The organism is Salmonella sp. 741265055_HSA, from assembly GCF_046569525.1.
In the GTDB taxonomy this organism is placed as follows: Bacteria; Pseudomonadota; Gammaproteobacteria; order Enterobacterales; family Enterobacteriaceae; genus Salmonella; species Salmonella enterica.
This window is the reverse complement of the sequence record NZ_JBKFSQ010000044.1, coordinates 20022-31666: the sequence shown is the minus strand read 5'-3', so window position 1 is coordinate 31666 and position 11645 is coordinate 20022. Positions and strand designations below refer to the sequence as shown.

The 11645-nt window shown below is 53.4% G+C and carries 12 protein-coding genes and 1 pseudogene; 6 read left to right on the top strand and 7 right to left on the bottom strand.

The features are described 5' to 3' along the window. The 6 genes and pseudogenes from pduS to pduX form a co-directional block, all read left to right on the top strand. Positions 1–541 (top strand): annotated as a pseudogene (gene pduS, locus ACLD4K_RS19290) (cobalamin reductase PduS); the annotation flags it as partial. 2 nt (positions 542–543) lie between these two features. After that, positions 544–1098 (top strand): propanediol utilization microcompartment protein PduT, encoded by a 555-nt coding sequence (gene pduT / locus ACLD4K_RS19285; protein WP_000075774.1) that lies wholly within the window; start codon positions 544–546, stop codon positions 1096–1098. Next, positions 1098–1448: a propanediol utilization microcompartment protein PduU gene (gene pduU / locus ACLD4K_RS19280; RefSeq protein WP_000441103.1), complete on the top strand. Its 351-nt coding sequence runs from the start codon at positions 1098–1100 to the stop codon at positions 1446–1448. The genes pduT and pduU overlap by 1 nt, the downstream gene beginning before the upstream one ends. A 4-nt stretch (positions 1449–1452) precedes the next feature. Beyond that, the gene (pduV, locus tag ACLD4K_RS19275) at positions 1453–1905 is read left to right on the top strand and encodes a propanediol utilization protein PduV (protein WP_076735764.1); all 453 of its coding nucleotides are present in this window, start codon (positions 1453–1455) and stop codon (positions 1903–1905) included. After that, positions 1890–3104 (top strand): propanediol utilization propionate kinase PduW, encoded by a 1215-nt coding sequence (pduW, locus tag ACLD4K_RS19270; RefSeq protein ID WP_000120647.1) that lies wholly within the window; start codon positions 1890–1892, stop codon positions 3102–3104. Before pduV ends, pduW begins: the two co-directional genes overlap by 16 nt. 93 nt (positions 3105–3197) lie before the next feature. Then, positions 3198–4064, top strand: a complete 867-nt coding sequence (pduX, locus tag ACLD4K_RS19265) for an L-threonine kinase PduX (RefSeq protein WP_001533066.1) — start codon at positions 3198–3200, stop codon at positions 4062–4064. Between the two features lie 33 nt (positions 4065–4097). Here pduX and ACLD4K_RS19260 read toward each other — a convergent pair whose 3' ends face one another. The 7 genes from ACLD4K_RS19260 to phsA form a co-directional block, all read right to left on the bottom strand. Further along, the gene (locus tag ACLD4K_RS19260) at positions 4098–4433 is read right to left on the bottom strand and encodes a DUF496 family protein (RefSeq protein WP_000450405.1); all 336 of its coding nucleotides are present in this window, start codon (positions 4431–4433) and stop codon (positions 4098–4100) included. A gap of 244 nt (positions 4434–4677) precedes the next feature. Continuing rightward, the gene (locus ACLD4K_RS19255) at positions 4678–5736 is read right to left on the bottom strand and encodes an FUSC family protein (RefSeq protein ID WP_001200854.1); all 1059 of its coding nucleotides are present in this window, start codon (positions 5734–5736) and stop codon (positions 4678–4680) included. Positions 5737–5854: 118 nt separating this feature from the next. Continuing rightward, positions 5855–6322 (bottom strand): DNA gyrase inhibitor SbmC, encoded by a 468-nt coding sequence (sbmC, locus tag ACLD4K_RS19250; protein WP_000384326.1) that lies wholly within the window; start codon positions 6320–6322, stop codon positions 5855–5857. Between the two features lie 150 nt (positions 6323–6472). Further along, positions 6473–7645: a serine-type D-Ala-D-Ala carboxypeptidase DacD gene (gene dacD / locus ACLD4K_RS19245; RefSeq protein ID WP_411012349.1), complete on the bottom strand. Its 1173-nt coding sequence runs from the start codon at positions 7643–7645 to the stop codon at positions 6473–6475. A gap of 123 nt (positions 7646–7768) precedes the next feature. Further along, complete coding sequence (gene phsC / locus ACLD4K_RS19240; protein ID WP_097363179.1) at positions 7769–8533, bottom strand: thiosulfate reductase cytochrome B subunit; 765 nt, start codon at positions 8531–8533, stop codon at positions 7769–7771. Next, a complete protein-coding gene (gene phsB, locus ACLD4K_RS19235) occupies positions 8530–9108 on the bottom strand; it encodes a thiosulfate reductase electron transport protein PhsB (protein WP_001016236.1) in 579 nt (192 codons plus the stop codon). The genes phsC and phsB overlap by 4 nt, the downstream gene beginning before the upstream one ends. Before the next feature lie 14 nt (positions 9109–9122). Further along, a complete protein-coding gene (phsA, locus tag ACLD4K_RS19230; RefSeq protein ID WP_411012348.1) occupies positions 9123–11399 on the bottom strand; it encodes a thiosulfate reductase PhsA in 2277 nt (758 codons plus the stop codon). Between the last annotated feature and the right edge of the window lie 246 nt (positions 11400–11645).

Here is an 11645-nt window from a genome sequence, read left to right as displayed (position 1 = left end):
CGATCTCTGTCCGCGGCATCTGATCGGCCACGAACTCTCTCCGCACCTGCTGGTGCGGGCGGTGAACTTTCATCAGGCCGCCACGCCGCAGCTGCTGAGCGCCCTCACCTGCTCGGAGTGCAACGTCTGCGAAAGCGTGGCCTGCCCGGTGGGGATCTCGCCGATGCGCATCAACCGCATGTTAAAACGCGAGCTGCGGGCGCAAAACCAGCGCTACGAAGGGCCGCTCTATCCGGCCGACGAAATGGCGAAATATCGCCTGGTGCCGGTGAAGCGGCTGATCGCCAAACTGGGACTAAGCCCCTGGTACCAGGAAGCGCCGCTGGTTGAAGAAGAGCCGTCAGTAGAAAAAGTCATTTTGCAGCTGCGCCAGCATATTGGTGCCAGCGCAGTACCGACTGTTGCCGTCGGCGAGCGCGTGATGCGCGGGCAATGCGTTGCCGATGTCCCGCCTGGCGCGCTCGGCGCCCCCATTCACGCCAGCATCGACGGCATTGTTTCGGCCATCAGCGAACAGGCCATCACGGTTGTAAGAGGTTAACCATGTCTCAGGCTATAGGAATTTTAGAACTCACCAGCATCGCCAAAGGCATGGAGCTTGGTGATGCCATGCTGAAAAGCGCCAACGTCGATCTGCTGGTCAGCAAGACCATCTGCCCAGGTAAGTTTTTACTGATGCTGGGCGGCGATATCGGCGCTGTCCAGCAGGCTATTGAAACCGGTACGTCGCAGGCCGGCGAGATGCTCGTCGACAGCCTGGTGCTGGCAAATATTCATCCCAGCGTACTTCCGGCCATCAGCGGCCTGAACAGCGTCGATAAGCGCCAGGCGGTAGGTATCGTCGAAACCTGGAGCGTGGCGGCCTGCATTAGCGCCGCAGACCGGGCGGTGAAAGGCTCAAACGTCACCCTGGTGCGGGTGCATATGGCCTTCGGCATCGGCGGTAAATGCTACATGGTGGTGGCGGGCGACGTTTCTGACGTCAATAACGCCGTGACGGTTGCCAGCGAAAGCGCGGGCGAGAAAGGGTTGCTGGTTTACCGCTCGGTGATCCCGCGCCCGCATGAAGCCATGTGGCGACAGATGGTGGAGGGATAATGGAAAGACAACCGACAACGGATCGCATGATTCAGGAATACGTTCCTGGAAAACAGGTCACCCTCGCGCACCTGATTGCTAATCCGGGAAAAGATTTATTTAAGAAGCTGGGCCTGCAGGATGCGGTGTCCGCCATTGGCATCCTTACCATTACGCCCAGCGAAGCATCGATTATCGCCTGCGATATCGCCACCAAATCCGGCGCGGTGGAAATTGGTTTTCTTGACCGCTTTACCGGCGCGGTGGTGCTGACCGGCGATGTTTCCGCCGTGGAATATGCCCTCAAGCAGGTAACGCGCACGCTGGGCGAGATGATGCAGTTCACTACCTGCTCGATCACCCGGACGTAATCCAATGAAGCGTTTGATGTTTATCGGCCCCAGCCAGTGCGGGAAAACCTCGCTGACCCAAAGCCTGCGCGGCGAAGCGCTCCATTATAAGAAAACCCAGGCCATTGAATGGTCGCCGATGGCCATCGACACGCCGGGCGAGTACCTGGAGAACCGCTGCCTGTATAGCGCCCTGCTGACCAGCGCCTGCGAAGCCGACGTTATCGCGCTGGTGCTGAATGCCGACGCCCAGTGGTCGCCCTTTTCTCCGGGTTTTACCGTCCCGATGAACCGCCCGACGATTGGCCTGGTCACCAAGGCCGATCTCGCCGAGCCGCAGCGTATTTCGCTGGTTGCGGAATGGCTTACGCAGGCTGGCGCCCGGCAGATTTTTATTACCAGCGCGTTGAATAATTCGGGTCTCGACGCCGTGCTGGATTTTCTGAATTCGAAGGAACCTTTATGTCTTACAAAATAATGGCCATTAACGCCGGTAGCTCATCGTTAAAGTTCCAGCTGCTGGAGATGCCGCAGGGCGACATGCTCTGCCAGGGGCTGATTGAGCGTATTGGAATGGCGGATGCGCAGGTGACAATTAAGACGCACAGCCAAAAATGGCAGGAAACCGTCCCCGTTGCCGATCATCGCGATGCGGTAACGCTGCTTCTGGAAAAGCTGCTGGGTTATCAAATCATTAACAGTCTGCGGGACATTGACGGGGTGGGCCATCGTGTGGCGCACGGCGGTGAGTTTTTTAAAGACTCGACGCTGGTCACGGATGAAACGTTAGCGCAAATCGAACGTCTTGCTGAACTGGCCCCGCTTCACAACCCGGTAAACGCGTTGGGTATTCACGTTTTTCGTCAACTGTTGCCTGATGCCCCTTCCGTAGCCGTGTTTGATACGGCATTTCACCAGACGCTGGATGAACCCGCCTATATTTACCCGCTTCCCTGGCATTATTACGCGGAACTGGGGATTCGCCGTTATGGCTTTCATGGCACCAGCCATAAGTATGTCAGCGGCGTTCTGGCGGAAAAGCTGGGCGTACCACTCAGCGCATTACGGGTGATTTGTTGTCATCTTGGAAACGGTAGCAGCATCTGCGCCATCAAGAACGGGCGTTCGGTCAATACGTCGATGGGCTTTACGCCGCAGTCAGGCGTGATGATGGGCACCCGTAGCGGAGATATTGATCCCTCTATTCTGCCGTGGATAGCCCAGCGCGAAAGCAAAACGCCGCAACAGTTGAATCAGTTATTAAATAATGAGTCAGGCTTGCTGGGCGTTTCTGGCGTGTCGTCTGATTACCGCGATGTCGAACAGGCAGCCAATACCGGTAACCGGCAGGCTAAACTCGCTCTCACTCTGTTTGCCGAACGCATTCGCGCCACCATTGGCAGCTATATTATGCAAATGGGAGGACTGGATGCGCTGGTATTCACTGGGGGCATTGGCGAGAACTCAGCGCGCGCCAGATCGGCGGTGTGCCATAATTTGCAATTTTTGGGCTTAGCCGTTGATGAAGAGAAAAATCAGCGTAATGCGACATTTATCCAGACGGAGAACGCCCTGGTGAAAGTCGCCGTCATCAACACCAACGAAGAGTTAATGATCGCACAAGACGTTATGCGCATTGCGCTACCGGCCACGGAAGGGCTTTGTGTACCAGCCTGAGAGGGTTAAACGACGCATTGCGGCAAGTCATGGTAATAATGCTTTTACCATGACACTATGCGCGCACACTATTCGTACCTGAAAGGTGATAACGTGGCTGTTGCGCAATGCCCCGCCTCATGCGGGGAACTTATTCAGGGATGGATTCTGGGCAGTGAGAAACTGGTCTCCTGCCCCGTTGACTGGTACAGCACCGTAGCAGTCACGGCTGCGCCGCCGTTGGTAAACGAACGCCCATTGTCGCGGGCGATGGTGGAGCGCGTTCTGGCGCACTGGCAGTATCCTGCGCACTGGAGTAACGAGATTCGCGTCGATGTGCGTTCGTCAATTCCTGTTGCCAAAGGCATGGCCAGCAGCACCGCAGATATTGCCGCTACGGCGGTGGCAACGGCGCATCATCTTGGCCATTCGCTGGATGAAACCACCCTTGCACAGCTTTGCGTCTCAATCGAACCCACTGATAGCACCGTTTTTCATCAGTTAACGCTGTTTGATCATAATAATGCGGTCACGCAAATCGCCTGCGAGCCACCGCCGCCAATCGATTTGCTGGTACTGGAAAGTCCGGTCACACTGCGCACGCAAGATTACCACCGTCTCCCTCGCCAGCAGAAATTAATAGCAAGTTCAGCAACCTTGCAGCAGGCCTGGAATCTGGTGCAGGAAGCCTGTATAACGCAAAATCCGCTCCGACTGGGTGAGGCGGCTACGCTTAGCGCTATCGCCAGCCAGACGCTGTTACCTAAGCCAGGATTTACCGCCCTGTTGTCGCTGGTCGAAGAGTGTGATTTATACGGATTGAACGTGGCACATAGCGGTAGCGTGGTGGGTCTGATGCTGGACCGGAAACGTCATGATATTGCGCGCCTGAAAGGTAAGCTGGCAGAGAAAAAACTTACCCGACACTGGCCAAAACAACATTTACTCAAGATGGTCACTGGCGGGGTCAAACTGCAGTGAGAGCCTGATATACGCTCCCACTGCCGTAGCGCATTATTCGGCTTTTACATCGGCGTGTTTCATTTCGCCCATCGCTTTCAGCTTTTTGGAAATGTCGCGACGCTCTTTGGAGATTTCGGCATTTTTAATGATGTAGTCATCAACGCGATCTTCATAGTCGCTTTTCATGCTGGCGATGATACCCTGAATCGCCTCAACGCTCATACCTGGCTTGATGTAGTCGCTCAGGTTGTCCAGCAGCAGCACACGCTTCTGGTTGTCACGGATCTTCTTCTCAATGTCCTGAATTTCACGCTGCAGTTTATTTTTGCGACGGAACAGACGAACAAACTCCAGCACGTCCTGGAAAGAAGGCTTGGTTGTTTCCATTTTTACACCCCTGATAATGTGAGATTCGGATTCGTTAAGCAACTGCTAGTGGATAAACATTACGTTTATCCCCGTCATACTTCAAGCCGCCAGAGGAAACACCGTTACGTCGCCGCCTGTGGAAACCCGAAGGTTCGGGGATAAAATCGTTGCCAGTAGCACTCATTTTATCCTTATATTAGTATCATACTCTTAATCTTTGCTGAATCGAAGCAGCAACAAATTCATTCGCCCCATCTGCTTTTTATTTGCGCAAAGCCCGGCAGATCAAATGCGAAAGCAGTTCCAACTGTCGGGCCGTTTCCATACTTAGCCAAACATAGCCGTGGATGGGGGTTTCAGCCACCGCGTCGCCCTGCTGCTCGTTCATTAGCTGTCGCAACTCGGCAGCAATATCATTCAGTTTACCGGTGTTTGCCAGTACCGGCTGCGGGTTGCCTTCAAACAACGCGTGGGCGATCGTTAACAAGGTTTGCTGCGTCATCTGCTGGGTTTCACGCAATGTGTGCGCGTTAAGCATCACAAAATGGCTGGCGCGCGTCGCCCAGTGGGCGTTGATTTGTAATTCAAGCATACAAACCAGATTGCGGTTGATGGTCTGAATGGCCTCGAAAATAGATTTTTGTATCCGGGTTTCTTTACTGGCGGGCGTTATCAGCCCGCGCATTTTGACGACATCGTTCAGCAACCGTTGCAAATGTTTATCCAACCGGGGGCGCTCCAGCAAATTCGGCGACAGCGCTGCCTGATACACCCGATTATACGCCGTGACGCAATGCGCCAGTTGGATGCGCCAGTGCAAAAAGGCGCGCTGGGGCCAGATGCCGGTAAACAACATCGCCAGTAGCGACCCCAAAATCACATCCCCGCCACGCCATAATGCCGTATCCATATCACCAGCCGGAGCGCCGACAACAACGGCGAGCGTTATGCCTATCAGTAGCGCCTGATACGGTTTTTTCCCTAAGGCCAGCCAGCCGCACAAAAACATCGCTATCGCACACCACACCAGCATCAACGGTAAGGAAAAGAGCTCCAGGCGTAGCGCCACCAGCCCTAACGCCGCGCCCAGGATCGTACCGCCTATGCGCTCAAAAGCACGAGGCACTACATTTCCCCAGAATGAGATGGGCCCCATAATCACCACTAACGTGATTAGCGGCCATGTGCCTTCGGGAATAGAAAACAGACGAACCAGCAGAAAGGTAAGAATGAACGCCAGGGCGATACGTATGCCATGCACGATGCGATAATGACGGTACAACCGTATTTCAAAAGGGCTTAATGACTTATCGGCACGCACGCTTGCGCTCCTTACGGGAATGGCAAAAAATGCATTGTACCTGCTTTATAGCAAAAATAGCGCAGTGGCGGACGGAACACATTATCCGTCCGCTCTTTTCAGATGGGAAACCAGTCGATTACTTCCGCTGTACCGGAATATACATTTCAATATCCCAGTATCCATCTTCCATGCCGTTATTCAGATAGGTTTCAAAACAGGGCGCAGAGGCTATCTGATAAGCGCTATCCTGCTCCAGGACGTCAAAAAACCGCTCCCACGGCTTCGCAAAGTCACGGTCTTCCACTCGCGCGACAGCAGTGGCATATTCGCCGCCTTCAATGGCGGTCACGATTACGCCTTCACTATTGTCCGGCAGGATGAAATTCTCTGCCACGGACACCACGGTATCGCAGCGGAGTTTTTCCGCAGGTACGACATCTGGATTGTCGTAATAGACGGCAATCCATTCAACTGGCACGATCCGCTGTCGATCCACCCACGTCATCAGTTGTTCAAAACCCTGCTTCACGGTGTGTTCCCATGGACCGACCATGTGGAAACCGGCTATCTTGCGTTTTTGTTCCTGCCTGATTTCGTAATCCATGCTGCCTCCGTCACTTTACTATACTGTATGAATGTACAGTGTAATTACAGCATTTTACGGTCACAAGGACAGAGTGATCATTTTGTGAGCAACCTCGCAATCCCGCCCTTTTGACACCTCAGATGACGGTGAACGATGTGTGACAACGGCTTACGCTTTATGCTGAAAATAGTCGCTCAGACGAGAGAACATACCGCCTTTACCCACCGATTCCAGAGTGACCAGCGGCCACTGAGCGATCAGTTTATCCCGATCGTAGAGCTCTATTTCACCTACCTGTTGATGAGCGGCGATTGGCGCCTCCAGCTCTTTTCTATCCAGCACATATTTTGCTTTGATATGCGGAATTTCCGCTTTAGGCAGCGCCATCCAGAAATCCTGTCCCGTACCCAGCGCAATCTTTTCTTTGTCTCCATACCAGATTCGCTCGCTGCCCACTTTTTTACCGCTGTGCAAAATCTGCACCGTCGCAAAGTTTTGCTGGCCCCACTGCAACAGTTTTCGCGCCTGTTCCTCACGACCTTTCGAACTTTTCGCTCCCATCACGACGGCGATAAGTCGACGCTGCCCGTCCACCGCCGATGCGATAAGATTAAATCCCGCCCCCGATGTGTGTCCGGTTTTAAGCCCATCGATATGCATGGTCTTATCCCATAACAAGCCGTTACGGTTCTGCTGCGTGATGCCGTTCCAGGTCAGGCTTTTCTCGCTGTACATGTGATAAAATTCAGGTTCGCCGTGAATAATCGCCCGGGAGAGTACGGCCAGATCATACGCGGAGCTATGTTGTCCCGGCGCATCCAGACCGTGGACGGTTTCAAAATGGGTATCCTGCAAATTGAGTTTTTTCACATAGCTGTTCATCATCGCCACAAACTGCGGCTGCCCGCCCGCGATATAATCCGCCAGCGCCACACAGGCATCGTTACCGGAATCCACGATTAAGCCACGGCTTAAATCACGCACCGACACGCGATCCCCTTCTTTTAAAAACATCAACGAGGAGCCGACAAACACCGGATTATCCTTCGCCCAGGCGTCGCGCCCAACGGTGACGATATCGTCAGGGCTGATACGATGACTATCGATGGCGCGATCGACGACGTAGCCCGTCATTAGCTTGGTAAGGCTGGCGGGATTACGTTGCTGGTGTTCATTACCGGCGGTAAGAACCTGTCCCGTAGTGTAATCCATCAACACCCAGGCGCCTGCATCAATGGCTGGCGGTTGGGGAGCAAAACTTACGGCATCGGCCGCAAGCGCAGGAAAAAGGTGCATCGCGAATAAAGAAGCGGCAATAAACAAACGGCGTTTCAACAGCATGTCCTCAGGATGGTCTCAATTTGCCGTTCTTTTTACGGAAGTTCAGTTAAACAAACATGGATAAATTGCAAGAAAATGTGACACAAGGCACATTTTCTTGCTGACTTTATTTTATGGATACGCTCAGACGGCGGACTTATCCCCGCGCGGCGCGGTACGATGACGATGATAGCCGTCAACCATGCTACGGAAAATTTGTCCCGGCGAGTCGCCCAGAGTACACAGATAGAGATGCGCGCAAATAAACAGTAAGCCGATGATAGCAAGCGCCATATGCAGCACCAGCATCACAGGGCCCAGACCCGCAACCTGCGGATAGAGACACAGCAAACCGGTGATGATTAACAGCGGTACCAGCGCGTACATAATCGCCAGATATGCCAGTTGTTGCAGTGGATTGAACTTATTCTGCTCTGTTGCCGCGAACGGATGCGCTTCCCCTTTCATAATGCCAAAAAGGTAAAAACGCGTCTGGCGTATGCAGCGCGTCACCAGTCCGGAAAAATTTACCCGATAGTGACGCCCGTTACCTGTGGTGAGGTTGATCAGCACAAACCCGACCCAGAAAGCCAGTAAGGCAAAACCACACCAGGTATGCACTTGTACCATTAGCGCTACAGGGCCGAGAGAAAAATGACCAAATAAACCGCTTAACAGTAATAAAACAAACAGTAACGCATTTCCCCAATGCCAACGGCGAATCGCCAGCGAGTAGAGATAGTCACGATGCTCTTCGCCGCCCGCCGTTTTTGGCGCCAGCATCCGGCGCAATAACGCATGGATAACCAGCCCAACAAGCATGAGCAGTACCACGACGCCTGCGTAAATTAACCACAGCGGCCAATAATCTGGCGCATAATGTAGTTCCGCTCCCCAGATAGTATTCATGCTTTACCCTCCTGATGGACTTCTTTACGACGGTACAGACTGACCGCGCCGCTACGCGCCTCCTGCTGGCGATAGACCTCTTTCTGACCGACCCAGCGCTGGATCTCGCTCTCATCCAGTCTGCCGAATTTCAGCGCGTCCGTTGGGCAAACAGATACGCACGCCGGAGACTGGCCAGCCGCCAACCGCGTGTCGGCACAGAAGTTACACTTGTCGGCGACGCCGGTTTGCGGATTCAAATAGCGCACATGGAAAGGACACGCGGCAACACAATAATCGCAGCCAATACAGCGCGATTTATCCACCTGCACGATCCCGTTTTCATCACGATATGACGCTCCGGTAGGACAAACGCTGACACATGGCGCATTTTCACAGTGCTGACAGGAGACGCGGACAAATTGAAAATGGGTTAGTGCGTTGGATGCCTGTTCAGGGGCGCGAATTTGTACCTGTACGCGGCTAAAGCCCTCCGGTACGTCATTAAGCACTTTGCAGGCAACGGTACACGCCTGGCAGCCGATACAACGTTTTTCATCATGCAGCATGACGTACTGATTCGTTAAATGATTCATGGTTCCCTCCTCCCTCATGCCCGGCTCAGCGTCACGCCTGCGGTATGCACTACTGTACCGGATACCGGACTCGTCACGTGCGGCAGTAAATTTCCGCAGTGGATACCGTGTGTCGTCGCCGCCGTTTTGGCCCCAGCTTTAGCGCCAAATCCCATATAGACAAAAAGCGTGTCCGGGCGGATTCCGGGCGTCACCAGCGCCTTACCTTTCTCTTTACCCGTGGCATTTTCCAGCCAGATCTCATCGCCGGTCTTAATGCCTTTTTCTTGCGCCGTTTGCGGATGGACCCAGACCGCGTTATCCCACATTAGCTCGCTGAGTAAAGGTACGTACTGCGTCGCGCCATTGGTATGCACGGCCACTTTGCCCTGAATGAAGTAAAGCTCATTCTCTTTTTTAAGCGCAAAGTCACGAACGCGCGGAACGCCGTAGCCTGGGAGCAATTCCTCCAGGGTTGCAGAATAAAGTTCGATTTTGCCGGAGGGCGATTTGAAGCGAAGCTGTTCGCCATAGGTGTTGTCGCTGTCCGTCGCGATAGCGCCGGGGTAATGTGCCGTAAACTGACGAACGGATTCTGGTTCGCGTAATAGCAGCGGAACGCCCCATTCGAGATACCCTTTCTGTCGCAGTTCCTTCGCTAAGGCATGGTCGCCGTTCAACTGATAGAGTTGGCGCGTCTGCATATCCTGCCACGGATAGTACTGCCCTAATCCCAACTGCTCGCCAAGTTCTTTCCAGATTTGCCAACTCGGACGCGCCTCGCCAATCGGCTCTACGACCTGTTGGCGCAGAGCGTAAGCCGGGTGCAGTCCCGACATATCCGATACCTCTTCGTCCCGTTCGAGATAGGTGCATTCCGGCAGCAGATAGTCGGCATACGCCGCGCTCTCGCTCAAATAGACATCGCAGCTGACCACCAGATCCAGTTGCTCAACGGTTTTTACCAGGTCCGAACGACAGGTGACGGTCTGGAAAGGATTATGCCGCGACATAATCCACGCCTTTATTGGGTAAGGCTTCTGGGTTAACGCCGCGTCAATAATGCTTTGCACCACGCCGCCGCCAGCGGCGATATATTTAAACTGCGGTGCGACCAAATCGATTCGTTGCGCCGTCGGTTTCGGCATATTTTTAATGTTGAGTTTCGCCAGCGTTGGCGCGACCTTTTCTCCGGCCAGTTTGTTGTAAACCGACGCGCTTTTTTTCTGATATAGCCCGCCTTCGCGCTCAATATTACCGAGCAGTACATTAAGCGTAAAAATCATACGCCGCATATCGATCTCTTCCTGCGAGAACGTCGCGCGATGACCAGGACTGACAATAGCGTGAGGCGCGCAGGCGGCCAGTTCGCGTGTCACCCGGACAATAACGTCGGCTGGGACATCGGCCTGCGCGGCGGCCCATTCCGGCGTCGTCTCTTTTACCGCCTGTGCTAACTGTTCAAATCCGCTGGTATAACGCTCAACAAAAGACGCATCGTAGAGCTGTTCATCAATCATGACGTGGCACATCGCCAGCAGAACCGCTAAATCTCCCCCGGGACGAATAGCGTGCCACTCATCCGCCTTGCTGGAAAATATCGACAGACGCGGATCGAAGCTCACCATTTTGGCCCCCTTCTCCTGCGCGGTCATTAACTCATGGGTATCGGCAACTTCAATCCCTTCATACAAATTGTGGCCAAACGAAACCAAATAGCGCGTGTTAGCGATATCCATCGCCAGATCGCCGCCCATCATCACTTTTGCCGCAATGGCTTTCCCGGCAGGGCATGTTGAGGCGTGCGTAAAGGTATTAGGCGAACCAAAGGCCGTAGCCAGATGGAAAAGATGGCTGGAGAGCGAGCCCGATTTGGAAGAGAAAGCCACGCTCTCGGGGCCATGCTGCGCTTTGATGGCATTCATTTTCGCCGCGATTTCCTGGTAAGCCTGTTGCCAGCTAATCACCTGCCATTCACCGTCGCCGCGTGGCCCGGTGCGTTTCATAGGTTTTACAATCCGTTGCGGGTCATTGACCAGGCTGACGCCGCTCCCGCCCCTGGCGCATATGCGCGTCCCCTGCTGCGGCGCAGAAGGATTGCCCTGGATAAAAACGGTCTTGTTATTGACTACCTGCGCCTGAATAGGGCAACGAAAGGAACACATTTCGCACAAGCTTGGCGTTAGCGCGGTTTTACCGTTAATGCCGGCAATCGGGTTGCGCGCCAGCGCCCCGGGCGGAAAAGCGCCCAGCGCGCAGGCAGAGCAGCCTATGCCTACCCCCTGCAAAAAAGAACGACGACTAATGCTCATATAACCTCCTGTTATTAGATATAGCTGAAGATTATATTTAATTTGTATTATGAAATGTCGGCTTCAATCACAATTTGAAATAGTTGTTAAAATGAACACGCCAACACGATAAAACCTTTTATTTTATAAATATTTTATATTTCCTGAACACGCACATGGACTGTCATTGAATAATCAGCAGAATTACCAAACAACCCGCTGTTAATTATAAAAATGATACAATTCCAATAACACGTAATAATATTT

What these genes read in the sequence shown, in the direction of transcription:
- pduW (WP_000120647.1), top strand. Translation starts at nt 1,890, where the DNA reads ATGTCTTACAAAATAATGGCCATTAACGCCGGTAGCTCATCGTTAAAG.
- pduU (WP_000441103.1), top strand. Translation starts at nt 1,098, where the DNA reads ATGGAAAGACAACCGACAACGGATCGCATGATTCAGGAATACGTTCCT.
- dacD (WP_411012349.1), bottom strand. Translation starts at nt 7,645, where the DNA reads ATGCTGTTGAAACGCCGTTTGTTTATTGCCGCTTCTTTATTCGCGATG.
- ACLD4K_RS19260 (WP_000450405.1), bottom strand. Translation starts at nt 4,433, where the DNA reads ATGGAAACAACCAAGCCTTCTTTCCAGGACGTGCTGGAGTTTGTTCGT.
- sbmC (WP_000384326.1), bottom strand. Translation starts at nt 6,322, where the DNA reads ATGGATTACGAAATCAGGCAGGAACAAAAACGCAAGATAGCCGGTTTC.
- pduV (WP_076735764.1), top strand. Translation starts at nt 1,453, where the DNA reads ATGAAGCGTTTGATGTTTATCGGCCCCAGCCAGTGCGGGAAAACCTCG.
- phsA (WP_411012348.1), bottom strand. Translation starts at nt 11,399, where the DNA reads ATGAGCATTAGTCGTCGTTCTTTTTTGCAGGGGGTAGGCATAGGCTGC.
- pduT (WP_000075774.1), top strand. Translation starts at nt 544, where the DNA reads ATGTCTCAGGCTATAGGAATTTTAGAACTCACCAGCATCGCCAAAGGC.
- phsB (WP_001016236.1), bottom strand. Translation starts at nt 9,108, where the DNA reads ATGAATCATTTAACGAATCAGTACGTCATGCTGCATGATGAAAAACGT.
- phsC (WP_097363179.1), bottom strand. Translation starts at nt 8,533, where the DNA reads ATGAATACTATCTGGGGAGCGGAACTACATTATGCGCCAGATTATTGG.